The 26,082-nt window shown below is 56.2% G+C and carries 27 protein-coding genes and 1 tRNA gene; 10 read left to right on the top strand and 18 right to left on the bottom strand.

What is annotated here, in order from left to right; translation table 11 throughout:
• Positions 1–107 precede the first annotated feature (107 nt).
• Positions 108–536, top strand: a complete 429-nt coding sequence (locus B9P63_RS06190) for a DUF1489 family protein (RefSeq protein WP_085307676.1) — start codon at positions 108–110, stop codon at positions 534–536.
• Here B9P63_RS06190 and hisG read toward each other — a convergent pair.
• From hisG to hisS, 3 genes are read right to left on the bottom strand one after another with little or no spacing between them, the layout of a single operon-like run.
• Complete coding sequence (gene hisG, locus B9P63_RS06185; protein WP_085307675.1) at positions 529–1,224, bottom strand: ATP phosphoribosyltransferase; 696 nt, start codon at positions 1,222–1,224, stop codon at positions 529–531. The two genes, B9P63_RS06190 and hisG, sit on opposite strands and share 8 nt — an antisense overlap.
• Complete coding sequence (locus B9P63_RS06180) at positions 1,221–2,285, bottom strand: ATP phosphoribosyltransferase regulatory subunit (RefSeq protein ID WP_085307674.1); 1,065 nt, start codon at positions 2,283–2,285, stop codon at positions 1,221–1,223. Before B9P63_RS06180 ends, hisG begins: the two co-directional genes overlap by 4 nt.
• Positions 2,285–3,769, bottom strand: coding sequence for a histidine--tRNA ligase (gene hisS / locus B9P63_RS06175; RefSeq protein WP_085307673.1), 1,485 nt, complete (start codon positions 3,767–3,769; stop codon positions 2,285–2,287). Before hisS ends, B9P63_RS06180 begins: the two co-directional genes overlap by 1 nt.
• A gap of 109 nt (positions 3,770–3,878) precedes the next feature.
• On the opposite strand from hisS, the gene B9P63_RS06170 reads away from it, so the two are divergent.
• Complete coding sequence (locus B9P63_RS06170) at positions 3,879–4,088, top strand: SlyX family protein (RefSeq protein ID WP_085307897.1); 210 nt, start codon at positions 3,879–3,881, stop codon at positions 4,086–4,088.
• Between the two features lie 73 nt (positions 4,089–4,161).
• On the opposite strand, the gene B9P63_RS06165 is transcribed toward B9P63_RS06170, so the two are convergent.
• Positions 4,162–5,289 (bottom strand): hypothetical protein, encoded by a 1,128-nt coding sequence (locus B9P63_RS06165; RefSeq protein ID WP_139816214.1) that lies wholly within the window; start codon positions 5,287–5,289, stop codon positions 4,162–4,164.
• A gap of 151 nt (positions 5,290–5,440) precedes the next feature.
• On the opposite strand from B9P63_RS06165, the gene B9P63_RS06160 reads away from it, so the two are divergent.
• Entirely contained in the window at positions 5,441–6,100 is a 660-nt protein-coding gene (locus B9P63_RS06160; protein ID WP_085307896.1) for an ABC transporter ATP-binding protein, read from the top strand.
• Positions 6,097–8,499 (top strand): ABC transporter permease, encoded by a 2,403-nt coding sequence (locus B9P63_RS06155; protein ID WP_085307671.1) that lies wholly within the window; start codon positions 6,097–6,099, stop codon positions 8,497–8,499. Before B9P63_RS06160 ends, B9P63_RS06155 begins: the two co-directional genes overlap by 4 nt.
• On the opposite strand, the gene B9P63_RS06150 is transcribed toward B9P63_RS06155, so the two are convergent.
• Entirely contained in the window at positions 8,496–9,269 is a 774-nt protein-coding gene (locus B9P63_RS06150) for a sulfite exporter TauE/SafE family protein (protein ID WP_085307670.1), read from the bottom strand. The two genes, B9P63_RS06155 and B9P63_RS06150, sit on opposite strands and share 4 nt — an antisense overlap.
• A gap of 156 nt (positions 9,270–9,425) precedes the next feature.
• Between B9P63_RS06150 and B9P63_RS06145 the strand changes: the two genes are divergently transcribed.
• The 3 genes from B9P63_RS06145 to B9P63_RS06135 all read left to right on the top strand — a co-directional run bounded on the left by B9P63_RS06145 (position 9,426) and on the right by B9P63_RS06135 (position 12,354).
• On the top strand, positions 9,426–11,114 hold the full coding sequence (locus B9P63_RS06145) for an acyl-CoA dehydrogenase family protein (RefSeq protein ID WP_085307669.1): 1,689 nt from the start codon (positions 9,426–9,428) through the stop codon (positions 11,112–11,114).
• A 165-nt stretch (positions 11,115–11,279) separates the two neighbouring features.
• Positions 11,280–11,615 carry a carboxymuconolactone decarboxylase family protein gene (locus B9P63_RS06140; RefSeq protein ID WP_085307668.1) on the top strand — a complete coding sequence of 112 codons (336 nt, stop codon included), beginning with the start codon at positions 11,280–11,282 and terminating at the stop codon, positions 11,613–11,615.
• Positions 11,616–11,802: 187 nt separating this feature from the next.
• Positions 11,803–12,354 carry a TetR/AcrR family transcriptional regulator gene (locus tag B9P63_RS06135; RefSeq protein WP_085307667.1) on the top strand — a complete coding sequence of 184 codons (552 nt, stop codon included), beginning with the start codon at positions 11,803–11,805 and terminating at the stop codon, positions 12,352–12,354.
• On the opposite strand, the gene B9P63_RS06130 is transcribed toward B9P63_RS06135, so the two are convergent.
• The 5 genes from B9P63_RS06130 to murA form a co-directional block, all read right to left on the bottom strand.
• On the bottom strand, positions 12,351–12,806 hold the full coding sequence (locus tag B9P63_RS06130; protein WP_085307666.1) for an arsenate-mycothiol transferase ArsC: 456 nt from the start codon (positions 12,804–12,806) through the stop codon (positions 12,351–12,353). The two genes, B9P63_RS06135 and B9P63_RS06130, sit on opposite strands and share 4 nt — an antisense overlap.
• A 1-nt stretch (position 12,807) precedes the next feature.
• Complete coding sequence (locus B9P63_RS06125) at positions 12,808–13,287, bottom strand: UPF0262 family protein (RefSeq protein WP_085307665.1); 480 nt, start codon at positions 13,285–13,287, stop codon at positions 12,808–12,810.
• A gap of 4 nt (positions 13,288–13,291) precedes the next feature.
• On the bottom strand, positions 13,292–14,593 hold the full coding sequence (hisD, locus tag B9P63_RS06120) for a histidinol dehydrogenase (RefSeq protein WP_085307895.1): 1,302 nt from the start codon (positions 14,591–14,593) through the stop codon (positions 13,292–13,294).
• 77 nt (positions 14,594–14,670) lie between these two features.
• Positions 14,671–15,132 (bottom strand): DUF2948 family protein, encoded by a 462-nt coding sequence (locus B9P63_RS06115; RefSeq protein ID WP_085307664.1) that lies wholly within the window; start codon positions 15,130–15,132, stop codon positions 14,671–14,673.
• The gene (gene murA / locus B9P63_RS06110) at positions 15,129–16,397 is read right to left on the bottom strand and encodes a UDP-N-acetylglucosamine 1-carboxyvinyltransferase (RefSeq protein ID WP_085307663.1); all 1,269 of its coding nucleotides are present in this window, start codon (positions 16,395–16,397) and stop codon (positions 15,129–15,131) included. Before murA ends, B9P63_RS06115 begins: the two co-directional genes overlap by 4 nt.
• 269 nt (positions 16,398–16,666) lie before the next feature.
• On the opposite strand from murA, the gene B9P63_RS06105 reads away from it, so the two are divergent.
• Positions 16,667–16,741, top strand: a tRNA-Thr gene (locus B9P63_RS06105).
• A gap of 117 nt (positions 16,742–16,858) precedes the next feature.
• On the opposite strand, the gene B9P63_RS06100 is transcribed toward B9P63_RS06105, so the two are convergent.
• Positions 16,859–18,304 (bottom strand): S1C family serine protease, encoded by a 1,446-nt coding sequence (locus B9P63_RS06100; protein ID WP_245830566.1) that lies wholly within the window; start codon positions 18,302–18,304, stop codon positions 16,859–16,861.
• Between the two features lie 1,322 nt (positions 18,305–19,626).
• Here B9P63_RS06100 and B9P63_RS06090 point away from each other — a divergent pair.
• Complete coding sequence (locus B9P63_RS06090) at positions 19,627–20,031, top strand: Rap1a/Tai family immunity protein (RefSeq protein WP_139816213.1); 405 nt, start codon at positions 19,627–19,629, stop codon at positions 20,029–20,031.
• A gap of 37 nt (positions 20,032–20,068) precedes the next feature.
• On the opposite strand, the gene B9P63_RS06085 is transcribed toward B9P63_RS06090, so the two are convergent.
• The 6 genes from B9P63_RS06085 to B9P63_RS06065 all read right to left on the bottom strand — a co-directional run bounded on the left by B9P63_RS06085 (position 20,069) and on the right by B9P63_RS06065 (position 23,169).
• Positions 20,069–20,464, bottom strand: a complete 396-nt coding sequence (locus B9P63_RS06085) for a helix-turn-helix domain-containing protein (protein WP_085307659.1) — start codon at positions 20,462–20,464, stop codon at positions 20,069–20,071.
• On the bottom strand, positions 20,454–20,585 hold the full coding sequence (locus B9P63_RS19530) for a hypothetical protein (protein ID WP_281252309.1): 132 nt from the start codon (positions 20,583–20,585) through the stop codon (positions 20,454–20,456). The genes B9P63_RS06085 and B9P63_RS19530 overlap by 11 nt, the downstream gene beginning before the upstream one ends.
• Entirely contained in the window at positions 20,582–20,869 is a 288-nt protein-coding gene (locus B9P63_RS06080; protein WP_085307658.1) for a hypothetical protein, read from the bottom strand. The genes B9P63_RS19530 and B9P63_RS06080 overlap by 4 nt, the downstream gene beginning before the upstream one ends.
• A 110-nt stretch (positions 20,870–20,979) precedes the next feature.
• The gene (locus B9P63_RS06075) at positions 20,980–21,150 is read right to left on the bottom strand and encodes a helix-turn-helix transcriptional regulator (protein ID WP_085307657.1); all 171 of its coding nucleotides are present in this window, start codon (positions 21,148–21,150) and stop codon (positions 20,980–20,982) included.
• 67 nt (positions 21,151–21,217) lie between these two features.
• The gene (locus tag B9P63_RS06070) at positions 21,218–21,967 is read right to left on the bottom strand and encodes a hypothetical protein (protein WP_139816212.1); all 750 of its coding nucleotides are present in this window, start codon (positions 21,965–21,967) and stop codon (positions 21,218–21,220) included.
• Positions 21,968–21,975: 8 nt separating this feature from the next.
• Positions 21,976–23,169 carry a tyrosine-type recombinase/integrase gene (locus B9P63_RS06065; RefSeq protein ID WP_085307655.1) on the bottom strand — a complete coding sequence of 398 codons (1,194 nt, stop codon included), beginning with the start codon at positions 23,167–23,169 and terminating at the stop codon, positions 21,976–21,978.
• A gap of 952 nt (positions 23,170–24,121) precedes the next feature.
• On the opposite strand from B9P63_RS06065, the gene B9P63_RS06060 reads away from it, so the two are divergent.
• Positions 24,122–24,811, top strand: a complete 690-nt coding sequence (locus tag B9P63_RS06060; protein ID WP_085307654.1) for a sugar transferase — start codon at positions 24,122–24,124, stop codon at positions 24,809–24,811.
• Here B9P63_RS06060 and B9P63_RS06055 read toward each other — a convergent pair.
• A complete protein-coding gene (locus B9P63_RS06055; RefSeq protein ID WP_085307653.1) occupies positions 24,808–25,977 on the bottom strand; it encodes a glycosyltransferase family 4 protein in 1,170 nt (389 codons plus the stop codon). The genes B9P63_RS06060 and B9P63_RS06055 overlap by 4 nt on opposite strands.
• Between the last annotated feature and the right edge of the window lie 105 nt (positions 25,978–26,082).

The following is a 26,082-nucleotide window of genomic DNA, read 5'->3' as shown; positions in this document are numbered from 1 at the left end:
CGATACCAGCGTTCCTTTCAGCGAATAAAATGATATGCTCAAAACCACAACCCCTTGATGAAAATATACCACCTCATACCACATGTTGTGTCTAAAGAGAGAAAATTGTGTCTAAATATATCAATATAGTCAAACTCAGCGTCGGCACCGAAACTGTCGAGGATCTTGAAGGCTGGCAACAGATGCGCGCGGCCGCGACGGACGGGCTGCACCGTCATGTTACCCGTATGTGGCCCAAACGTGGGGAGGAAATCCTGAACGGCGGCTCAATTTACTGGGTTATCAAGGGCATCATTCAGGCCCGCCAACCCATTCTACGCCTTGATGAAGTTACTGGCCCAGACGGTATCCGCCGCTGCGCCATCGTGATGAAACCGGGCCTTATTCTCACTCAGCACGCCCTGAAACGACCATTCCAAGGCTGGCGTTATCTCACCCATGCAGACGCCCCTGCCGATCTTCCCGCGGGCAAATCCCATGAGGAACCATTGCCCGCCGAACTCAGCGCCGCGTTGGCCGAAATCGGCGTCAGGTAAGTTTTAGCTGCTTCAACAAAGCGGCCAAATCGGCGCGCTCTGCGGTGCTCATCTCCGCTGTTTTAGAACGCAGCAAAGTCGCCTGCGATTTCAAAACGGGCCCATCATCAAGCAGCCGTAGATGATTTGCACGTAGCGTTTCGCCTGTTGAAGTGATGTCCGCCACAGCCTCTGCCGTTTCGTTCTTAACTGTGCCCTCGGTCGCGCCTTGACTGTCTACCAATTGATAATCCGCCACACCATTCGCGCGCAGATATTCGCGCATCAGGCGGTGATACTTCGTGGCGATGCGCAGCCTAAAGCTGTTTCGCGCGCGAAACATTGCGGCGGCGGCATCAAGATCATCCAGCGTGCGCACATCAACCCAGAAGTCCGGCACCGCAATAATAAGGTCAGCGTGGCCAAAGCCAAGTGGCGCCAGCTCGCTCACCCGCTGCTGCCAGCCGCTCAATTTCTCGCGGATCAAATCAATCCCCGTGACGCCCAAATGAATACGCCCTGCCGCCAACTCACGCGGAATTTCCCCTGCAGAGAGCAACACCAACTCGACGCCCTCGACGCCGCTCACAGCCCCCGCATATTCGCGGTCCGAGCCTGTCCGGCTAAGCTCGACACCGCGCTCGCCAAACCACTCGAATGTCTTTTCCATCAAACGGCCTTTGGACGGCACACCCAGCTTGATACTCATGCTGCGCCCTCCAAAAGCATCAACAAATCAGGGCGAATCACGCCCCCCACCGCTGGAATTTCAGCGCCCTGCCCCAAGCGACGCGTGAGCGCATCATAGCGCCCACCCGTTGCGATAGGTGGCAGATCAGCGCGCGTTTCAGCGTAAAAGCCGAAAACGAAACCGTCATAGTATTCCATCAAGGATCGCCCGTAGCTGGTTTCGAACTCCAGCTTGGACACGTCGATGCCGCGCGTTTTCATCGCCGTCATGCGCGCGCCAAGGCGTTCCACCGCAGGGCTGATCGCGGGCAAATCAACCGCGAGGTCGCGCAGTTGTTCAAGCGCGAACGGCAGCATTTCGCGCACATTCAACAGCGCCTCTATCAACTCGATTTCACGAGCGGAAACCGGCGGAGTCTCAACATCCTTGCGAAGCGCTGCAAGGCGCTCTTCAACGTCGCGTTTACTACGCAGCCCAATTTCTGGCCCAGCGCCTTTAAACGGATCACTCGCCGTCAGAACGTCTCGCACAATCACGGGCTTTGAGTACCGCTCCAGCAGTGCGCGAAACTTGCGAGGACGCCAGATGTGACGCAGTAGCGCCGCCTTGCGACCCTCCGACGTTTCCAGCGCCGCAACCGCCGCAACCAAAATCCCGATATCCCCCGTAGAAGCACGCACAGGCGCGTCGCTCAAGGCCTGCGCGATCAGCGCGAAAACTTCCGCGTCTGCAGCAATCGGCTCGGCGCGATCAAACACCTCATAACCAACCTGTTCATACTCATTCGCGCGCGTTTCATCCTCTTCCTGACGGCGAAACACGGTGCCCGCATAGGTATAGCGCGCCGGATCAGCGCCGCCCGCCATGTGCATTTGCACGACCGGAACAGTAAAGTCTGGGCGCAACATTTGCTCCCCGCGCAGTGCATCGGACGTCACATAAGCGCGCCCGCGAATATCTTCTCCATAAAGGTCTAGAAGCGTGTCCGCAGGTTGCAAAATCGCCGTTTCTACATGTACTGCGCCCGCTGCTTCAAAGCGCGCACGCAACTGTCCAGCCCTTGCTGTAACCCCGTTCATCAGCCTTGGCTTTCCAGAATTTCGCGCACTTTCACAACCAAGTCGCCGCGCGGCACTTCGTATTGGCTTGGGCGATCTTTCCACTCTTCCAGCGTCGCACTTTCAGCGATCTTCGCGCCAAGGATCAAGTCCTTGATCTGGATAACACCGTTTTCTTTTTCATCCCCGCCCTCGATAATCGCGATGGGGGAGTTGCGCTTGTCAGCGTATTTAAGCTGATTGCCGAAGTTCTTGGGATTGCCCAAATACACCTCCGCGCGGATGCCTGCACTGCGCAGCTCCGCAACCATCGCCTGATAATCAGCCATGCGGTTCTTATCCATGACAGTGACCACGACGGGCCCGGCGGAATGGCTCTCCAAACGCCCTTTCATCTGCAAGGCCGCAAGCAGACGATCAACACCGATCGAAACACCTGTGGCAGGGACTTCCTGACCCGTGAAGCGCTTGACCAAATCGTCATAACGCCCCCCCCCCGCGACAGAACCAAAGTTTCGCGGGCGGCCCTTTTCGTCCTCGATCTCAAAAGTGAGTTCGGCCTCAAAAACGGGACCTGTGTAGTAGCCAAGGCCGCGCACGACAGATGGATCAATCTCGATCCGATCGGGCCCATAACCCTGCGCTTCAAGCAACTCTGCAATCGTCAGCAATTCCTGAACACCTGCCTCACCGATCGCGGACCCTTGAACCAATTCGCTGAGACGCGCAGCAGTTTCAGCGCCGCTGCTGCGTTTCGCAGACATGAAGCCCATGACGATCTCGGCTTGATCAGCGCTTAGCCCAGCACCTTTGGTGTAGTCACCGCTTTCATCCTTGCGGCCCTCGCCAAGCAGCGCACGCACGCCATCCTCACCAAGGCGATCCAGCTTATCAATCGCCCGCAGAACAATGCCACGTTCGGCTTCTTTATCGTCACCTGCGATGCCGCAAACTTCCATCACACCGTTCAAAACCTTTCGGTTGTTCACGCGCACGATATAGTCACCGCGCTCGATCCCGACGACTTCGAGCGTATCAGAGAGCATCGCGCAAATTTCTGCGTCTGCCGCAACAGAACCAGCCCCGACCGTATCCGCATCGCATTGATAGAACTGGCGAAACCGCCCCGGACCCGGTTTTTCATTGCGCCAAACGGGGCCCATCGCATAGCGGCGATAGGGCGTCGGTAGCTCATTGCGGTTTTCGGCGTAAACCCGTGCCAAAGGCGCCGTCAGATCATAGCGTAGCGCCAGCCAATCGGCTGTCTCATCTTCTTGCCACGCAAATACACCCTCGTTCGGACGATCCACGTCGGGAAGGAATTTACCCAGCGCCTCGACCGTCTCGACGGCAGAGCTTTCCAGCGCGTCAAACCCGTAGCGATGATAAACCCCTGCGATCTTTTGCAGCATCTCGTTGCGCTGCGTAACTTCCGCGCCGAAATAGTCGCGAAATCCCTTCGGCGCTTGCGCCTTGGGACGGGGGGCTTTTTTCACTTTGGCCATGGATCTCACTTTCGCCAGCTTGTTGCCTGCCCTTTACCGCCCACAGGCGAAGGGGGCAACAGCAACGCGCGAATTGCGCAAGCGCGGTTGCCATGATAGCGCGGGCCTCATGAGTGATACACGCCTTCAGACCCTCGAAGAAAAGGTAGCGGAGCTACTGAAAACAACCGATGAATTGTCGGATGTGATTGCGCGTCAAGAACGCGAAATTGCAGTGCTGACCCACCGCGTCCAAATGTTGATGTCACGCGAGGGCGAGCGCGACGCGCAAGGCGGCGGCGGGATCGTTCTCGGAGATGAACGTCCGCCACATTACTAGGGCAAGGCGCGCTGCGCCGGAGTTCCGTCCATTCGCGGCTAAAAAGCTCCGCTGGTGCTTTTCCAAGCGCTGCTCACCCTTTGCGATCAGCGGCCAGTAGCCAGCCCTTGTGCAGCAGCAAATTTGACCATTTGGAGTTGCTGCCGATCCGGTCATAGATCGAAATGAAAGCTGTGTCTTTCTCCAGCAATCCGATTTTCGCGCCGCAAGCTTTCTTGCGCGCAACACCGCAGATCGACTGTTTGATCCCCTCATAAGCCTTGTCCGTGGTGCTGTAGGGCTGCACGGTACTTGGCAGACCATAGCGCAGTTGCTCGTGCATGGTCGGGCTGCCGAAGAGGGCAAGAGCGGCGGTAAACGTGCGTGCGCAACCATCGTCGAAGCCCGTCACGTAAAAGGGCCGCGCGCCGGAAGCACCGGAATTGCTATCGAACATCTTATAGCCGCGTCCGCGCTCTGGGAACTTTCCGACTTCCTTGCCTAGACGCCCCTTCGGGAGATCGCAGACGCGCGCGACCGCGCCGGCAGGCAAAGTGGTGCCGAACGGTACGATCTGCGCATCAGGGCCTTTGTGTGCGCGTTGCGGCTTGGCGAAAAGCGAAGGTTTATCGTTGTTTCGCGCAGGGGCTTGCACGGGTCCGAGCGAAGCGGTCTGCACGCCCGCTGTCTCCGCTTGATCCTTGGCGCGCGCACCGGCAAGCAGGCCGAACAGACCCCTGCGCGATCTGGCGTTGGCCTCGGGCGCGCCTTGCGTAACGTCGAGCGCCTTGTCCGGCGCGACGGCGACCGCTTGCTCGATCAACCCATCAGAGGGCGCATCCGGCAAAGGCGCGCTGGCCTCAATCATGGGCATGGCCGGAGCAGAGACTTCTTTCGCGCGCATGAACCCGAAAAGACCACGGCGTTCGCGCACCGGTGCAGTCACAAGCGCAGTCTCAACAGCGGGGGCGACGTCACCGTCTTTGGCTGGCGCAGCTTCAACGGCAATGTCCGTGCTTATCGCAGCAGGCGCATTACGCCGCCCGAACAGACCCGAGAGCAGACCACGCGTCTCTTCGGCGCTTTCAGGGGCCTGTAACGCGCCAACACTGGCCACATCATCAGCCAGATCAACCGAGGACAACCTGTCCACATCGGCAAGAGGATCGCCGCAGCCCACAAGAATTGTGCAGGTGGCAAAAACTAGAAAGGGCCTGATCAATCGAAAATCCACACAGATGGTTAGAAAACTCTTGCTGGCTTTTAGACGAATTGGCCGTGCTCGTAAACGTTGCCTGCACCCCTTGGCAGAGCTTCGCTTGAAACCCGCCGCATGCGCCTATCTATTGACCGAGGAAGCCACGGAGGCACCTATGCTCTTGACCATCGAAAACCTTCACAAAAGCTACGTCGCAGGCGGCATCGAAACCGCGGTTCTGCGCGGTATTTCACTGACGCTGGAGCGCGGTGAAAGCCTTGCGCTCATGGGCGAATCCGGTTCAGGAAAGAGCACACTTTTGCATCTGATTGCAGGTCTTGATGTGCCAAAAAGCGGGCAGATCACCCTGGACGGGCAAATCATGTCCGAGCCAAGCGACAGCAAACGCGCAGAGCGCAGGCGTCATCTGGTCGGCCTTATTTTCCAGCAATTCAATCTGATCCCCAGCCTCACCGTCGCCGCCAACATTGCGTTTCAGGCGCAATTGGCCGGGCGCCATGACCCAGTCTGGTGCACACAACTGGCCACGCAAATGGGGCTGAATGCCCATCTGGCGAAATATCCCGAAGCGCTATCGGGAGGGCAGCAACAACGCGTCGCGATCGCCCGCGCACTGGCGGCAAAACCGGCACTGGTGCTGGCGGATGAACCGACCGGCAATCTGGATGAGGACACTGCGCAAAGCGTGCTGGCCCTGCTTTTAGAGATCACGCGCGAAACCGACACATCGGTCTTGATGGTGACGCATTCGGCGGTACATGCCCGCGCGCTCGATCGACAAATGACCCTGCGCGGCGGGATCATCGCCCAATGATCTGGCGACCTGCCTTGCGCGCGCTGCTCTCGCATTGGTGGCGCAATCCCTTGCAGCTTTTCACGCTGCTGGTCGGACTGGCACTGGCCACGGCGCTGTGGTCCGGCGTGCAGGCGATCAACGCCGAAGCGCGTGCGAGTTACGGCGTAGCGGCGGACCGCGTGGCACAAGGGCAGCTTGACCAGATCGTTGCAGCGCAGGGACAAAAACTGCGTGTGCAGGACTTCGCGGCACTGCGCCGTGCCGGCTGGCTGGTCACGCCACAGATCGACGGCGCGCTCGTCGTGGCCGGGCAAAACTTTCGCATCCTTGGGATCGAGCCGCTGACAGCGCCCGCCGTCACCGCAAGCCAGAATTTACAGGACTTGCCGCTCGATCAGTTCTTCTCCACGAGTGGTTTCGCCTTGGTGGCAAGTGATCTGAGCGAGGTCGCCACAAATCTAGGCATGGCGTTTCGCATCGAGCCGTCCCTGTCCAGCGGCACTGTGCTGCTTGATATCGGTGTGGCCGCGCGCTTGCTCGATCGCGGTGATACCGTCGATCGGCTAATCCTGCTACGGGAGCAACCGCAGAGCCGCCCCCCTTTGAGCGCCATCGCGCCGCATCTGGAGCGCATCGCGGCGCGCAGCAGCGGCGATGACATTGCGCGTCTTACGGATAGTTTTCACCTAAACCTCACCGCCTTTGGCCTGCTGTCCTTTGTCGTCGGCCTGTTCATCGTCTACGGTGCCATCGGGCTGGCGTTCGAGCAGCGCCGCGCGATGTTTCGCACCCTGCGCGCTTTGGGGATTTCCCTCAGAACGCTCATCGGGTTGCTCATGGCGGAACTGCTAATCTTCGCGAGCATCGCAGGGCTGTGCGGCATTGCCTTGGGCTACCTGATCGCAGCGGCACTTTTGCCGGACGTGGCGGCGACACTGCGGGGATTATATGGCGCGGACCTTGCTGGAACCGTGCAAATTCGCGCGTCCTGGTGGCTTTCAGGGCTGGGCATGGCCATCGGCGGTACCTTGATCGCAAGTGCAGGTGCGCTCGGGCGATTGGCGCGCTTGCCCTTGATGGAAGCAGGCACACCGCAAGCCTGGGCGCGTGCGTCACGGCGCGTGATGGGTTGGCTCTGCGCCCTTGGTGTTCTTTTGCTGCTGATCGCACTAGGCTTGAGCTCCACAGCGACGGGTTTGGTGCAGGGCTTCATCCTTTTGGGTTGTCTGCTTGTTGGGGCCGCGTTCTTGCTGCCTTGGCTACTTGATCGCGCACTGGCCGTGATGGAGCGGATCAGCACCGCCGCACTGCCCCATTGGTTCTGGGCCGACAGCCGCAGTCAGGTGCCGGGGCTGTCGATGGCCTTGATGGCGCTGCTTTTGGCTATTGCGACGAATGTCGGTGTCAGCACGATGGTGTCGAGTTTCCGGCTGACCTTTACCGGCTGGCTCGATCAGCGGCTCGCGGCGGAGCTTTATGTGACGGTTGAGAGCACTGAGCAAGCGGCGCAGATGCGCACACTGCTGGACGGGCGCGTCGAAGCTGTTTTGCCAATCATGAGCGCAGTGGTGCAATTGAACGAGCAAGCGGGCGAAGTCTTTGCAATCGAAGATCATGCCACATACCGCGACAACTGGCCCCTACTGAGCCAGAGCCCGCAGGTCTGGGACAGGCTGCAAACCCCCGGCACCGCCTTGATCAACGAACAACTCGCACTGCGCGCTGACCTGTCTGTGGGCGATCTGGTTCCCGGCGCACAGGGGCAACGCATCCTCGGTATCTATTCGGATTACGGCAATCCCGCACCGCAAATGATGATCGGCCTTGCACCGTTTCGCGCGCTATACCCGGAGGTGGAGGCGATCCGCTTTGGCTTGCGCCTGCCGAAAAGTGATATCGTGAACGTGACCCAGCTTTTGACCTCGCGGCTTTCCCTACCCCAAGGCGCCATCGCAGATCAGGCGCGGATAAAGGCGCTTTCGCTCGGGATATTCGAGCAGACCTTCACGGTGACGGCGGCGCTGAATATCCTTACCCTAAGCGTGGCAGGGTTCTCGATCATGATGAGCCTACTCACCCTAAGCCAGATGCGCCTGCCCCAGCTCGCACCCGTTTGGGCGCTTGGCGTAACGCGCGCGCAATTGGGGCGGCTGGAGTTGCTCCGCTCGATGGTGCTGGCGCTTTGTGTGACAGTGCTGGCGATCCCCTTGGGATTGGCGCTGTCATGGGCCTTGCTTGCGGTGGTGAACGTCGCCGCGTTTGGCTGGCAATTGCCGATGTTCGTCTTTCCGATGTCCTACCTGATCCTGAGCGGTATCGCTGTTTGCGCCGCAGTTATCGCGGCGGCATGGCCGGCGCTTCGCCTCGCGCGTACCGCGCCGCATCAGTTGTTGCAGGTCTTTTCCAGCGGTCGCTAGCCGAAAATGCCGCGACGCAGCAGGTTCAAACCGCCAAGGGTCATCACGATCAACGTCACGCGGCGGAACGTCGCTTGATCGAAACGGTCCGATATACGCCCGCCCAGCATCATGCCCGCGATCGCAGGCACCACCAAGAGAACGGACAAGGGCAGGGTCTGCGCATTCAGAATACCAGAGCGCAGATGCCCGATGACCAAAAGCACCGCGCCGAGGCCGTAGATCACCCCCTGCGCCAACATCTGCGCGCGCTTTTCGGTGCCCATGGCGGTCAAATAGGCAACTGTGGGCGGCCCCCAAATACCCGAAATACCACCAACGAACCCTGCAAAGGCCCCAACTGTAATATCGAGTTTACGGCTTTGCTGCCATGCGCCCGGGGCAGGCGCGAGGCCCGAAAGCTGCCAGAGTGCGAAACCTGTTACAACGACGCCGAGCGCCAGTAAAAATAGCTGTACCGGCAATTGCGGCACCAACTGGGCCGCGCCAAAAAGCATGGCCCCGCCGACCATAAGAAAGATGCGAAAGCGCACCGTGACCTGCCAGACCGCGCGCAGCCCGTGGCGCAGGATTTGCATACCATTGGTGACGACCGTAGGCAGCAAGAGCGCGGCAAGTGCCAATTCGGGCGACATGAACATGCTCAACCCCGAAAGCAGGATCATCGGCATCGCGAACCCAACGATGCCTTTGACAACCCCTGCAAGCAACGCGACCGCGAATGCAGCGAGCAGCAGGTCGGGCGGAAGAATCTGTAAAAGCATATCCATGCTTGCTCTTAGCAGCGCGCGCCCTAACTGCGTAGGTCAGAAATGTTACAGCAGAGCGCGTAATATAAAAACAATTACTTGATGTATTTCGTATTTTTGTTGCGCTGCAGCTGCGAAAGGATTATTTGGACCAGAACCGTTTCAAGGAGACTTCCGATGGCCCATGATGGACAGGATATGATAATGCAGACACCAGTGATCCTTCCCGATCTACTGCAAATGACCAAAGCCGCAATCGGCCCAGTCGAAGCCATTTTGGAGATCGCCCGCGAAAAACTGCGCTCGCAGGTCACCGAAAGTGGACGTATTTCAGGTGCACTTATCGAGGAAAATCAAACGGCTAGCCACGGCCTTGCCTGGCTAGCGACCTATGTGGAAAGCCTGCGCCAGATGCAGGGCTGGGCCGAGCGCCAGCAGGCGGATGGCAAGTTCGGCGAGACGGAACAGTTGATCCACCAAATCGCTTTCGGCGAATACCTCTGGCAGATCTACGGCGGCATCCCGATGAACCAGGGCGAGATTCTGCGCCTGCAAGATATTGGCCTGAGTCAGGGCGACATGCGCCCAATGATGGATCCTGCCGTGATGGCGCTGACGCAGGGCGGCAATACACAAGCGGCGCGCACGCGGCTTGTCGAGTTGATGCAAGAGCAATCCGGCGCAACATTGTATGGTGCCTCCGGCCTCGACGACGAATTGGAGATGATTCGCGATCAATTCCGCCGCTATGCGCTCGAAAAGGTGGAACCCTTTGCGCATGAGTGGCACCTCAAAGACGAATTGATCCCAACGGAAATCATCGACGAGCTGGCAGAAATGGGCGTGTTCGGCCTAACCATTCCGGAAGAATACGGCGGTTTCGGTCTGTCCAAGGCGTCGATGTGCGTCGTTTCTGAGGAACTGTCGCGCGGCTATATCGGGGTCGGTTCCCTTGGCACGCGCTCTGAAATCGCCGCAGAATTGATTATTGCGGGCGGAACCGAAGCACAAAAGCAGAAATGGCTGCCGCAACTGGCCTCTGCTGAAACGCTACCAACGGCGGTGTTTACCGAGCCAAACACAGGCTCTGATCTCGGGGCATTGCGCACCCGCGCGGTGAAAGGCGCGGATGGCGATTACACGGTCACAGGCAACAAGACCTGGATCACCCACGCTTCGCGCACCCATGTGATGACGCTGCTAGCGCGCACCGATCCGGACACGTCCGATTACAAAGGTCTGTCGATGTTCCTGGCCGAAAAGACACCCGGCACGGATGATGCCCCATTCCCGACCGAGGGGATGACAGGGGGCGAGATCGAAGTGCTTGGCTATCGCGGCATGAAGGAATACGAACTGGCGTTCGACGGTTTCAAGGTGAGCGGCGAAAACCTGCTGGGAAGCGAAGAGGGCAAAGGCTTCAAACAGCTTATGGAGACGTTCGAGAGTGCACGCATCCAGACAGCAGCGCGCGCGATTGGCGTGGCGCAATCGGCGCTGGATGTTGGCATGCAATATGCGATCGATCGCAAGCAGTTCGGCAAAAGCCTGATCGATTTTCCGCGCGTATCGGGCAAATTGGCGATGATGGCCGTCGAAATCATGGTGGCGCGTCAACTCACCTATTTCAGTGCGCGCGAGAAGGACGAAGGCCGGCGCTGTGATCTGGAGGCGGGCATGGCCAAGCTGCTAGGCGCGCGCGTGGCATGGGCAGCGGCGGATAACGCGCTGCAAATCCATGGCGGCAACGGTTTCGCGCTGGAATACAAAATCTCGCGCATTCTGTGCGACGCACGTATCCTCAATATTTTCGAGGGCGCAGCAGAAATTCAAGCTCAGGTAATCGCACGTCGCCTCCTCGGTTAGCGTGTGTATCCTAGCCTAAACCTTGAGCGACCCCCGGTGCGTACCACCGGGGGTCTTTTTATAGTTTAGCAGACTGCGGTGCCGCGCATTTCTGATCGAGATCAAAGCCACGCAGGTGCGCCGCATGTAGCTCAACCGAAACCAATTTTCAAAAGGCGGCACATCATGGCTTGGAGCGAGAAACTGAACGACACGCGCGATCGATTGCGCAACTTGAACAAGGCAATGCCCGAGACGGCAAAAGCCTTCGGCGCGCTTAGCAAAACCGTCAAAGAAGGCGGCGTTCTGGAATTCAAAACCAAGGAATTCGTTGCCCTCGGCATTGCCGTTGCCACCAAATGCGACGCCTGCATCGCACTACACATCGAAGCCCTCGTGCGCACTGGCGCATCGCGCGAAGAGATCAGCGACGTTCTGGCGATGAGCATCCAGATGGGCGGCGGGCCCTCGATGATGTACGCCGCCAAAGCGCTGAACTGTTTTGAAGAATTGAGCGTATGAGCATCGCTAGCGCTGGGATCGTTACTAAAACTGCCCATGGCATAATGTGAAAACTCCACTGGGCATGGGCAGGTTGTAGAACAGGAAGAGTGCGCCGCTTTACACGATGTATCTTGTAATCTTGCGACCATACGCTTTCGTATGTCAGACATCTTGATCTCTTCAGTACGCCTACGTATGTTGAGGCATGACCAGATTATCACAACGCGACTGGGTCGCCGCAGGATTTCGCGCACTAGCGTCCAAGGGGCCGCAAGCGCTCAAGGCTGAGCCCTTGGCGCGTGATTTGAAGACGACCAAAGGATCGTTCTACTGGCACTTCAAGGATGTCCCCACATTTCAGGCCGCGATGATCACGTTTTGGGAAGAAAAAGCGACGGGCGAGATCATCACATTGCTCGACGCCCTGCCCACGCCGGATTCAAAACTGCGTACGCTTTCGCAGATCGCGACAGAGCCGCAAGGCACACATGGCGGCATCGGAGCCGAGCCTGCGATCCGGGCCTGGGCCAAAAGCGATCAAAACGTTGCCCCAGCGGTCCGGCGCGTCGATGCAGCGCGATTGACCCAATTGAGCGCGATTTTCGCGGACATGAAGCTGACCAACCCCGATCTGCCGCGCCTGTTTTACGCAGGATTAATCGGCTTGCAGGAAATTGCCGATGGCGATGACGGCGCGAGCGCTGCGCCCTTGGCAACCCTGACCGATTTAATGATCGCACTTTCAGAAACCGATTAACCGCGCGCTGTACCCCATTTTCCAGTCAATTGCGCGATGATCTGATCGCGCGACTGGCGGTAGGCATGCAACTTCGCCTCGCGGGTTTCCCCAAGGCCAGTCGGATCGACGATAGGCCAGTACTCCACCTCCAGATGGAACACACGGGTCAATTCCAAAGCGCGATGCTGGCTGGCGGGGGACAGGGCGATGATCAGGTCAAAAGAACTAAGATCATCACCGAACTCTTCCATTTCATCGAAAGAGCGCGAGCGGTGGCGGTGCAGTTCCACCCCCATTTCGGCGCAGACGGTAATGGAAAAACCGTCAATTTCCAGATCGTTATAGACGCCGACGGACTGCACATAGGTCTGCGTGCCGTAGAATTTCTTCATGATGCCTTCGGCCATGGGCGAGCGTACAGCATTGTGATCGCAGCAAAAAAGAACCGACTGTGGAAGGCCGCCAGTCATCTTATCCGCCAAAATGCAGAACGCAGATCAGCGTGAACAGGCGGCGTGCGGTGTCGATGTCAATCTCGGCCTTGCCCTCCAGGCGTTCTTGCAGAATGCGGCTGCCTTCCATGTGAATGCCGCGCCGGGCCATGTCGATGGTTTCGATCTGGCTGGGGGGCAGGTTCTTGACGGCGGAGAAATAGCTCTCGCAAATCTGGAAGTAATCCTTGACCACTTGGCGGAACGGGCCGAGCGAGAGGTGGAATTCGGCAGCCGGTTCTTTACCTGCGGTTTTAATGTCGAACACCAGTCGCTTTTCGCGGATCGCCAACGTCAGATCATAGGGACCATCGGGCGCAGCACGCTCGTCGCGGCTCGGAAGAACAAAAGAGTTATCCTCGAGCAGATCGAACACGGCGACCCTTCGTTCCTGCTCGATTTCGGGCGTGGGGACTGGCAGGTTACTGTCGTCGATTTCAATATGGGCGATACGGGACATAGGGCTACTCGTTCAATTTTTGCAGGCGGGCGGTGACGGAAAGGCCATGCGCCTCGAGACTTTCGGATGTTGCCAGCACTTCAGCAGATGGGCCAATCGCGCGCAAGGCCTCGGGCGTCATGCGCGCCAATGTGGTGCGTTTGACGAAATCCATCACAGAAAGGCCAGAGGAAAAACGCGCGGAGCGGGCGGTGGGCAAAACGTGGTTCGGTCCGCCGATGTAATCGCCGATGGCTTCTGGCGTCCACTGACCCAGAAATATCGCGCCTGCGTGAATGCAATTGGCGCTGAGCGCGTCGGGATCGGCGACGCAAAGCTCTAGGTGCTCGGGAGCAATTCGATTGGAAAGTGTTGCCGCCTCATCAAGGTTTTCTACCGTAATAACAGCGCCATAATCACGCCAGCTTGCCCCCGCGATCTTGCGGCGCTCCAGCGTCTCAAGGCGTTTGGTGACGGCATCCGCGACAGCGCGGCCAAAGCCAGCATCATCGGTGATCAACAAGGACTGCGCGCTCTCGTCATGCTCAGCCTGACTGAGCAGATCGAGCGCGATCCAGTCAGGATCATTGTCCTTATCAGCGATCACGAGGATTTCGGACGGTCCGGCAATCATGTCGATGCCGACTTTCCCGAACACACGGCGCTTGGCAGCGGCGACGAATGCGTTACCGGGGCCGGTTATCTTGTCCACAGGCGGAATCGTTTCGGTGCCATAGGCCAGCGCAGCAATCGCCTGCGCGCCGCCGATACGATAGATTTCATCAACGCCGGCAATACGCGCGGCCAGCAAAACGGCAGGATTGGCAATGCCGTCCGGCGTCGGCACGACGATGGCAAGTCGTTGGACACCCGCGACTTTTGCTGGGATCGCATTCATCAAAACGGAGGATGGATAAGAGGCGAGGCCACCCGGCACATAGAGCCCTGCGGCGGACACCGCACTCCAACGCCAGCCCAATGTTGCCCCAGCATCATCGGTCCAACTGGCATCCTCGGGCATCTGGCGTTCATGATAGGCGCGAATGCGCGCAGCAGCGAGTTCGAGCGCGGCGCGCTCGGCCTCGGGCACTTTAGCGCAGCCCGCTTCAATCTCTTCAGATGAAAAGGCCAAAGTCTCAGCTGTCAAAGTCATTCGATCAAACTTGCGCGTTAGATCAATGACCGCCGCATCGCCGCGTGCGCGCACATCGGCGATGATCTGCGCAACAGTCGCGTCCACATCAGGGCTATCCTCGCGCTTGGCGTTCAGAAGCGCGGTAAAGCGGGTTTCAAAATCGGCGTCGGCGGTGCTTAGAAATTGCGGCATAGGCATCCCTCATGGCTTGCGCCCTGACTTAGCGCGCACCATGGGCAGCCTCAAGAGCACTTGGGAGCGAGCGGGCCTTATACGCCGTGATCCGGGGTCTTCTTGGACGGCGCCAGATAGGGGCGCGTCACGTCCTTGAGTGTCACATCGAGCGCTTCCACATCAAGGCGTAACGCACCATCCCCCGCGAGGGTCAGGGTGACCTGGCCCGACGGCGCGTCCGTTTCGCTGAATTCCACCGAAAGCAAGGACAGAATCGTATCGCCGTCGCCGCGCGGCACGCCGCTGCTGACGACCTTGTCGACGTTGGCGATCATCAGCACCGACTGAACGCGCTCAGGCGCGCGCGCCCCGCCCTCCCAGCGAAAGCGGTTGAGCAGCAAGGCAAAGCGTCCACCCGCCTTGACGTAGCGCATTTCGGATGCCGGAAATACCGCGTCCTGCACCAAGGCAGAGAGCACTTTCAGATCCCCCGCCTCCAGCGCACCAAGGTTCAAAGGGCGCTCTGCGCCGTCCTCGAAACGTGCGTCTTCGCTCATGATCCTTTGACCCGTTCAATATCGGCGCCGACGGCGCGCAGTTTCTCTTCGATCCGCTCATAGCCGCGATCGAGATGGTACACGCGGTTCACCTGAGTTTCCCCTTCGGCCCGCAGACCCGCAAGGATCAGAGACACGGAGGCGCGCAGATCAGTCGCCATGACTTGCGCGCCGTTCATCTTGTCAACGCCCGTGACTGTCGCCGTGCCGCCATGCACCTCGACGCGTGCACCCATGCGCAAAAGCTCCGGTGCGTGCATAAAACGGTTCTCGAAAATGGTTTCCTCAAGCACGCTGACACCGTCCGCAAAGCACATCATTGCCATGAATTGTGCTTGCAGATCTGTAGGAAAGCCCGGAAACGGCTTGGTCGTGACATTGACGGGTTTGATCGGACCGTCAGGTTTGGTGACGCGCAGACCAAGGGCAGTTTCTTCAATGATTGCGCCTGCCTCTTGCATCTTTTCCGCGAAGGACGGGATCAGATCAAAGCGACCGCCAAGCAATTCGACAGAGCCACCCGCGATCATCGGCGCGATCATGAAAGTGCCCATTTCAATACGATCGGGGATCACAGCCTGCGTCGCGCCATGCAGTTTATCGACGCCGGTAATGGTAATGGTTTCGGTGCCTGCACCCTCGATCTGCGCGCCCATAGCGATCAGGCAATCTGCCAGCGCCTTAGTGTCGGGCTCGCGTGCGGCGTTCTTGATCACGGTCGTTCCCTTGGCCAGCGTCGCTGCAGTCATCGCATTTTCCGTTGCACCGACCGACGCAAAACGCAGCGGAATTTCCGCGCCTTTCAATCCGTTCGGGGCAGATGCGTGGACATAGCCGTCCTTGAGTTCGATCACCGCGCCCATCCGCTCCAGCGCATCGAGGTGCATATCCACCGCCCGCGCGCCGATGGCGCAACCACCCGGCATCGACACGATCGCCTCGCCTGCACGCGCCAGCAAAGGCCCGAGCACATTGAAGGACGCGCGCAGTTTGCGCACCAGATCATAGTCGGCTTTATGCGAGGTTAACGTTCCCGCATTCAGCGCCAGAACACGCCCGCTTGAGAGTTGGGCAATCTCGCAGCCCAGCGATTCCAGCACATCGCTCAGCGTGCCTATATCCGCCAAGCGCGGCACATTGGTGAGCGTCAGCGGCTCTTCTGTCAAAAGCGCCGCGCACATCAGTTTAAGAACTGTGTTTTTCGCACCCGCAATCGGGATTTGCCCGTTTAGCGCGCCATTCCCTCTGACCAGAATTGAATCCATCTACCTGCCTAACTCTTATGTATCGCCCTCAGGCGTGTTTACCTTTGGCGCTTGTTCACTTTGGACGCGCGTCTTCGCCTGCGCCTTGCGCCGCCCCAAATTCGCTTTCAACGCTGCCTTCAACCTCTCCTCGCGAGAGGGCTGCTTGGACGCTTGATTTTTGAGGTCGTTTTGTTGTGTCATACGCCTTCTCTAACGCAGGCGTCCAGAAGGGTCTAGATTACGCTTGTGCGAGTGCGAAATTCGGTCTACTCAGCCGCCCACACGGCGCTGCTATAGCTCAGAGGTAGAGCACTCCCTTGGTAAGGGAGAGGTCGAGAGTTCGATTCTCTCTAGCAGCACCATAAATTCCAAAAAAATATAATTATATCAAATTGATAGATTATTTATCAGTTAATCAATCCCCCTTCTAATCCCCCTTTATCGAAACGCTCATGCGAGCCAAAAGCAGCTAGAATATTTTATTTGCATTCAACAAAGACAGTGAATTTAGCTGCCTTTTGGGCGAGCGCTTCTGGTCCAAGCGTTTCGTTTTCCAAACTCAACAAAGGTTCGACGCCATTTTGGGACATGAACAATCTTGCAATTTCCCCTCGGACTGCAAAATTTACGTTTTGAGGCGTGTCGCCCATAAGCTCCGCCGTTCTACGCGCGTTAAGCTTTGAGACGACAACACCTACGACTTCGCCGTCAGAGGCTAGAACAGGGCCGCCAGAATTGCCCTTTTGAATAGGCGCTGTAATTTGCATTGTCGTTGCATCACCAGACAACCCTTTCAAAGCAGACACCGACCCACGGGTGACGTTTAATCCTCCGAGTAACCCGCCATATGGAAAGCCGATTGCTGTGACGTCTGCATTCAAATTTGCGCTTCCTGCGGAAAAAACTGCAACGTTGTCTGCCCCTTGATCGGTGCTGAGCAACGCTAAGTCGAAATCATCAGATTCGGCCAAAACTTTGGCAGGTACATTATCAACGAAAACAGAGGTGCAACCGTCTACGACATGCGCGTTCGTCATTACGACCCCTTTTGATGACACAACAAACCCGCTGCCTGACCCTGAAGTTCGTGGCTTAGCTTGTTCTGCATCTGAGTTTGAACCAGCAACAGGCTTAGTATTCACGTTTGCATCCCGCTCTGCTTGCTCCAGCAAAGCAGCGGTCTTGTAGATCGCTTTTTCTAATTCGCCATTTCGCGTGATTCTAAAGCTATCAAGCCTGCCTACTTTCATGCTAGCGGCCATGGTCGTTAACAGAGCTTCATCTTCTTTTTGCGCTGACAAAAGAACCGTTGACCATGCGCCATTTACAAAGTTCGAACGCGCATAAAGTATAAAACCATCCCGACGCTTAGACGTCGATATCGCGAGTTGCTTCTTTCGAACAGAGTAGGGCGCATCTGCTTGTTCATGCCTGCTTTGAACGTAGTCATGCGAGTTCTGTGCAGCTTTTTGACTCTGAATTGCGATTGAGATGCCCAGACTCGACTTTGCATGGCGATAGTTCACAAAACCATCTGTCGGGGCGTCTCTCACAATAGAGTCAAAGGGCCAAAGAATCGAAATTCTAGCAGGCTCAATGTAAAAATAGTCCCAACCATCGCGCTCTATGAAATTAAAAAACGAATGCGCGAGCATCGCCATATGCCAATTTGCTGATCCAGTCCCAAACTTCGCCCAAGAATATCGCCCAAGCGCATCACGACTTAACCTGCCCCATGCACCATCGAGCAAGCCAACATAGTGCCCCTCAAAGGCTAGAGCCGTTTGCAAGAACCGCTTTTCGGATCGGGTTAAACTGGACGCATTGAAGTCTTGGAAAAGGCTTTCAAAATCTTGCGCCTTCGCATCATCAGGCGCGCACCAAATAAGCATACTGAGGATAAGGGCTTTAAATAAATTGAGCACGTAGAAATACCAAGCATATCAGTTTCAAACACGCTCAGAATGCATAGCGGCACAGGTCGTGTCAAAAACAACTTGGAAAAGCAGGATGCACGAAAGCCGACTAATCAAACAGAAACGCCTGTTCGCTTTTGCTCAGTAGGTGGCTAAACTTCCTAAGAAACAGTCGGTCAGCTTGGTTCTCGCACCACTGAATTTCAAAGCGTTTGCGCTGGTAGGTCCGTTGCCACATGCCTTTAGGTTTTGGCGCTATCCAATGGGCGGAGCCGGGTTCACCGCCTAACTCCGTCCGCAATTTGTTCGCGCGGCGTAACATGCGGTCATAGCGTAGTTCTGATTGGCTGGAATAAGCCACATTGTAGCAATGGCGGCACAAGAAGTATTTCCCACCTGAGAAGAGCTTGCCGACCCGCCTTCCGCAATGCCTTCCGTTCACAATGCCCGGGCAGCGAAAATAGGGCCTCTCACCACCATAGTGGCAGCTTGCTTGGTGGATGCAGATTGATTGGCTCACGCTTTCCCAATCGCCCCCATACAGGCGCACACGGTAGTCTAGGTTCAAACGTCCATTGTTCGAGCTGTACCCAATTCGACCAACTTCCTCTTCATTCCTAAGCCAAACCCAATGCCCAGCGCGCCCATTCGTCAAGCATCCCTCACGCTGCAAACGGTTCACATCTAACGAGCGGCAATCCTCTGCCTTTTGCTTGTGGCTTGGTCGTCCTGAGCCATATCCGCCCATTATGAGTCTCCAATATTTTACGAAATCATTAAGCAATTTTAGGGTCTATCGGTGCTGGTCACTTCCCAACTTTTTGCCTTGGAACTGACGGCGCGATAATTTAACGATGTAGAGTGGTTTCGATCTACCATGCGTAAAGATTGAACTACCCCTTGCGTAAAGGGGGGCTTCAAAACTCCACCTGCTGCGTCTTGGAACCGAATGCCCCTGCTTCGTTGACAGGGCGACCCAGCGCAAACGGGGGTAGGGGTTTCCAAGTGACTGGATTGAAACGCGCGCGACCATCAAAAGAAATCTCACAACAGCTCTTCCCCCTGGCATATCTATATATGTCCCAATCTGTATGACGCTGATTTTCCCAATTCGCGCTCTCACGTCACAATTTTCAGGACGGTTTCACCTGCCTTGCGAGTAGATCCACTAACGCATGCCCTGATTTTGTGACAGCCTGTACCAACTTTTGTGCGGGGATTTTTGTTTTGGTAAATGCTGAATTCTAACCATTTTCTAACACTAGAATTGAAAAGGAACTTTGGCTAGCTTGAGTGGAACTGGAAAAGCGTCAACTGAGGGAGTGGCTTTTTTGATCTACAAACTTTGCAAAGCTTTCACTTTGGCAGCCATTCTGTTGTCACCTCCTAGTCCCTTGACTGCCCAAAACGCTAGCGGCAACGAGATTTTTGCAGCGTGTTCATCGGAAAAGATTTTTGAACAAACATTTTGCCTTGGCCACATTATCGGCTCTTGGGAAGGAATAACTCTCGGGGCTTCGCTCGTTCAAATGCAGGCGTCCGACGGCAACGGTACTGCTCAAGAGGCAACCGAATTTGCGAGAAAAGCGCTGGATATTTGCTTTCCCGATAATCTGGCAAACAAACAAGTAACGGACATAGTCATGAACTACATGCGGACACATCCGCAAAGTCGCCATCACTCAGCGAGAATGCTGGTCTGGTTATCGATGGGCGAAGCTTTCCCTTGCGAATGAGTTCTAGCGCTAAACAGATTCTTCCCAACTGGGGAAACTACAAGGTCGTGGCAACTTGCCACGCCATGAACGCCTTGCGTGCGGGTTTCATGTCCGCTCCTTGCATTTCATCCAATGCCCAATGTGACGATTGCCCTACTCCTGACGGGCCAAGATAGGGCGCTTGGGTCATGCGTATGAAACCGCGTTCTTCCAGTTCTCTGAACCACGGCCCAACAGTGTTGCGATGGACGTGCAGCGCCTTTGCCGCGTCTCTGTGGCTTAGAACAATCCGCCCGTTGTTGTTTCCGTTGTAGCGCCGCTTTATTTCGACGTAGAGCGCGCGCGGGCCGGGTTTGAGCGTTGCCCACGCCTCACACGCTTGCAGCCATTCGGGAAGCTGGACGTGACGCCCAGCCCCCTTCTTGCCCTTCTTATAAGGTTTAGTCGCCATAGATTGCACCTGTGAACAGATCGGCTTTGACTTGAGCCAATGCGGTAGCGACTTGTGCGCGACGTCTAATCTCTTTCGCAAAAGCGCTGGGCGGTGCGGGGTTATAGATGTGCTTTTTCATGCGGCACCATCGTCGCTTAGAGACAATGCAGAAGGCGGCATCTTGAGCTTGGAAAGATCTGTGCCAGCTTTCAAGAAATAGAATGCCACGTTTTGCGGGCCGCGTTCCTCTTTCTCAATCGGCCAATCAAAGTCATGCTTAAGTCGATGAATTATCGAACCCAAGCGCCAACCACCCACTTCGGTTTGTTGCATTTGGTGTGAAATTTTACGCCAAGCCCTTAAGGCATCGCACGCCCAAGCAACTTGAGTTCGGGCAGATTTGAAGTCAGTTTGTTTAGCCATTTTCAGCTATCCTTCTTGATCCACGAAGGCACTGGGCGTAGGTGTTGAGAGTATCATGCCAGATATATTCCCACCCCAACGCCAGCGCACTTGCGCAGGTGGGGCGGGTCTTATCCCGCGTGTGCCGCAAGCGCGGCGTCGATATCAGCTTCGTTCCAATACAGGCGAGAGCCGATTTTGATGGGCTTGGGCAATCGGCCCAATTCGCAGTCCCTATATATCGTCGTGCGGCCACGGCCACCGAGTTTATCTTGAAGGTCTTTGAAAGTGAGATAGCGCATGTCGATGCTCCAATGGTTGCATTGGAAACTTCTCCCATACCGTCATTGGTTCTGCATGTTGGCTAAGTCAGTCACTTTTCTTGGATTGGCTAGGAAAAGTACCCAATATATCCATCACATCGGTTTTTGCAGCGTTAAACCAGTAGTCGAAGTAGTTTGGACTTAGTGCGTTTTGCGGCGGATTGACGTCTCTCCAGCGTGACTTGATCTTAGTCGAGACAATAAATTCTTTTCGCAGACGGGAGTGATCTGGATGAACCATTAGGTTCTTTATTTGCCCATAAGTTGTAGGCCTCCCGCAAAGGGTCAAGGCCTCCGCCACCGCGTCGCACGCGCTTATGTGCCCAGCCGTCTCGTCGTTTCTCGTAAGTTCCAAATCAAACTTCTCAACAACTTGAAGTGTGACGTTCCACAGGCTGTACTTTTCCGACCAATCTTTTTTACGCGGCCTGCTCCGTTTCTTTGGCTTCGAAACCAAGCCTTCCAAAACGAGGCTCGCAAATGCAACTAAAGGCTCTGGGATACTTCGCTTTGCGCGCAAATTGGCAGCAGCAATCTTGCAGCAAAAGTCATAGAAATCTCCATCTGAATGCGCCAAAGCAACCAGATATTGTGCGACGGGCAACTTGAGTTCGTAGTACTCTACTTTTGAGATTTCATAATCTGGATGCAAACGATTCAGATTATATCCTGTTTGCAAATCAAGTTGTGCGCTGCCGCCAAAAACGCTCTCTGCAAACGTGCTCTCCGGATAATTGAGCCGCCCATCAACAATATCTTCTTCGAAAGTGTCGCAAACGTATGTCGTAGCTGCCAAATAATTATTCATTTGATGGCAAATCCAAGAACGTCCGACCATGAATTGCCTAGAAAGTCACACCAACGCTCCATCAACACCCGCCTTTGCTCTAGAAAATCGGTCCGCTTATAAGCGCGCTCGACTTTGCCGCCTGCTACATGCGCTAGGCATGTCTCTGCTACGTCATGGGGCGCGTTCGTTGCCTCTGCCAACCAAACCCGCATAGAAGAACGGAACCCATGTGGACGCGCCTCTAATCCGCGTCTGTCCATATATTTCGCCATAGTCGCATCCGAGATAACGCCGCGACGCACGCCAGCGAACAAGAACCCGTCGCGCGCAAAGGGCTTGGCTTGCTCTATGACCGCAAGCGCTTCTGTCGAGAGGGGCACGCGAAAGTCAGTTGTCGCGCCTTTGCGACCTTTCATATTTTCGGCTGGCACGGTCCAAACATCGCCCTCAATCTGATCAAGGCGCATAAAGCGCACCCCTTTGGAGCGCACGCCTGTTAGAATGAGCATCCGCAATGCAAGCTCGGTCACTGTGCCCTCATTAAGTGATTGGTAAAATTCTGGCACGTCCTGCCAATCCAGCGCGGGCACATGTTCGGTCACATGGCGTTGCTGGCCTAAGAGCGCCTTGGCCTTATCCACCGCTTGCAGATCAACCTCCAGGCCCAGCGCCGCCGCATGTTTGAGACAGATGCCCAAACGGTTTGCGGCCTTCTTTGCGGTATGCGCTTTGTCATGCCAGATCGGTGCAAGCGTGTCGCGGATATCGCGCTGATCTATTTCAGAAACAGGAATTTTGCCAAGTTTGGGGAGGACGTGCAATTCCAGCGGCGAAAACCAACGGCCTGCTTTGCCGTCGCCTTTCAACTCAGCTTTGCGACTTTCAAAAGCATCATGCGCAATGTCTGAAAGAAGGTGCATGTTGCGCGCTTTGTCGAGTTTGGCTTGTGCGCGTTCCTTGATCGGGTCACGGCCTTCGCGCGCGACAACCCGCCATTGCTCCGCATGAACGCGCGCTTGTTTCAGTGTCGTTGCTGGATAAGAACCAAGCCCCATTTCGCGACGCCTGCCATGAACATGAACGCGCAACACCCACTGCGCGCCACCGTCCTCGCGCTTGTAGAGCCAAAGCCCCCCTCCATCAGAGTATTTCCCAGCGTTCGCGGTTTTGACTGTCTGAGCCGCAAGCTTGTGCAATGAATGGGTCATTTCTCAATCCCCCTTTTTATCCCCCTTCTATATATAGTATGGGGTGGGGTACTGTGAAGCACCAAGGAGCAACAAAACCCTTTAAAAGCTCGCAAAACGCGAAAGCGCGATGCACCAAGGCACCCCTAGATATAGGGTTACAATGCCCTCTAGCAGCACCATGGCCCTCACAATTCCCGATCAAACCCTACACTGCCGAGCAGGCCTATGGCCTCGGCTTAACTGCAAGCGGCTGAAGTTCAGGCTGACCACCTAAAAAATGATTCGTTTTATCCGCATCATTTTCCTACAATTTGCGTAAAACCTCCAAAATGACGCAGCGCTGCGAAATTTCCCCAAGAGGGTTAATAACCTGTATTCGAGCTCCCCGCTTTGCCCATGAAACGAAACCCTAGCTTGAAACACAGTTTAGTGGCTAAGCACTATGCGCACCTAAAGCGGCGACGAGATTGTGACGCAACCACCTCGGAGTTTGAGGTAAATCTGCCCTGCAGCACCATTTTTAGAAACAATAATCTACCATAGCGCATCTGTTTCCAATTCGGGCCCAATGCGCGGCATTTCCAGAGCACTTCAGAATACAGCCAAGAACAACCAGGAGGTGCGCTCGCAACGACTAAACTTCAAAAAAATTGTGAAGCAAATTGAAAAAAATTCACGCTTCTAGGGGTCGTCATATCTGCGTGAGCAGCCCGACAACGCAAGCAAAACATTGACGAAAGTGTCGAATTCGTGCAATTGATAAGACGTTGAGACAAGTTTTCAACACATTATTCAAAGCTGCAAGCTGTCAAACCTATTGCACACAGAATGGTGAAAAGATGTTTGCCCAGATTGGACATTATCCCAATCACGCCTTGCGAGCCGCTGCTGGCCGCCGAGCAAAAAGCAATCATCAATGTTTTTAGTATGCGGCACTGTAGCCGCAAGATGTGTTGAGGGGATCGGACACATGGCATCACATGATAGGCGTTTGAACACATACGCCGACATCATCAGCGGACTGCCGCGGGCAACTTCCGAATTGCAGACGCAATCGATTTACGCATCTTTTATCAAGCCCGCACTTGATCTCGCTCTGGCGCTCGTAATTGCGCTTCCTGCGGTGATCATCGTGGCTCTTTTCGCCTTGATCGTTATGCGCGACGGCCACAACCCTTTTTACCGCCAAAGTCGCATCGGCAAGAACGGCCGCGCGTTCAGAATGTGGAAGTTGCGCAGCATGGTTCCCAACGCGGACGCTGTGCTTGAGGAGTATTTAGCATCTAATTCCGAGGCGCGCCGTGAGTGGGATCTGACCCAAAAGCTGAAGAACGATCCTCGTATCACCCCGATTGGCCGCTTTATTCGCAAAACGTCTATCGACGAGTTGCCGCAACTGTTCAACGTTTTCAGCGGCGACATGTCCCTCGTTGGGCCGCGCCCCATGATGCTGGACCAACGCATGCTTTACCCGGGCGTCGCATATTATGCGATGCGCCCCGGCATCACTGGTTTCTGGCAGACATCCTCTCGCAACGAGAGCAGCTTTGCCGAGCGCGCCACGTTCGATGCGTCCTATTTCAGCGCCATGTCGCTTCGCACGGACTTGCAGGTGATGGTCAAGACTGTCGGCGTCGTGTTCGCGGGAACCGGATACTAGCCCTTAGACCTGACCGCGTCTCGCAAGATTTGTGAGACGCGCCGACCCCAAGCATCCCAATTCAAACGCTCTTCATATTCGCGCCGCGAAGATTTGCGCAAAGCCTTATGCGCGGACGGATTTGCGATATACTCTGAAATCACCGCGGCAAACCCGTCTCCATCCGTGCCAAGCGGCAGTGCATGGCCGTTTATTCCATCGCGCACCGGAACGCCGCCGACACGAAACGAGAGCGAGGGCAGCCCATAGGCCGAAGCCTCGCAATAGGCGAAACCGTAGCTCTCGAAGGAGGGGTTGATCAGGAAATGCGCGCTGCGAAAGAGCGCCGCAAAGCGGGCCATCTCCTCGGGCTTAGATTTATCCAGTTGCGGAATGATCCTGATCGTATCGCTTTCCTGCATCCCATCGGGATAACATCCCAGAATGGTCAGCCGCGCCTTGTGCCCCCGTGCAATCAACGCATCAAGCACATCGCGCGCGATCGGGCCGCCTTTGGCATGCCAGTCACGGCCCATGAACAAAAGCTCGATCACGGCATCCGCGCGCAACGGAGCAATCTTGTCCAATGCGGCGACCTCGCCGATATTGGCGCCCCATGGCACCACGTGATGCGCGTCGCCGGGAAGGGCGAAACTCTCCTCAATCCCCTCCTTCAGCCAATCGCTCGGAAGTAAAAGTAGGTCCGTTTCTGCTAAAATCCGCCTTTCCTGCGCAGCAACCCAAGGATCGAAATACCGCGAGATCGAAAGCATCGAGCCAAAGCTCTGTCCCACCAGCGAGCGCTTATAGGTGGTCGGTGTCGCATCCGTGGTGAAGGCTGTGACCATATTCGGCGTCGCACCAAGCCCTGCGAGCGACTGGATCGAATAGGCGCAAAACAGCACATCGAAATCGCCGCGCGCTAGCTCGCGGCGCAAATCACGGGCGATCAAGCGACCCAGCACCAAATGCAAGCGCCAGCGCAGGCGCAGGTTAATCGCTTCAGGAAGCCGATGCACAAGGCGGCGCAAAGGCTCTACCAGATGCCATGAATTGCTCAGGATCGTGACCTCGCCCGCGTGCCGGCGAAGCGCATGGTACATGCGCGCATTACCACCCGAATACAGGTTTGCATCGAGCGGTGTGATATCGCAAAGATAGGCGATTTTGAGAGAGCGATCTGTCATGCCCGAAAGCTATGAGGCAAACGTGGCATTTGCGAGGCCAGATCGAAACTTCGGTCACTTTTGCGCGCATCCGTGCTGGTGTCATAGTGTCGCCGCTTTTGCGCG

It is taken from the genome of Planktotalea arctica, assembly GCF_002105285.1.
Lineage (GTDB): Bacteria > Pseudomonadota > Alphaproteobacteria > Rhodobacterales > Rhodobacteraceae > Planktotalea > Planktotalea arctica.
This window is presented reverse-complemented; position numbering and strand designations above follow the sequence as displayed.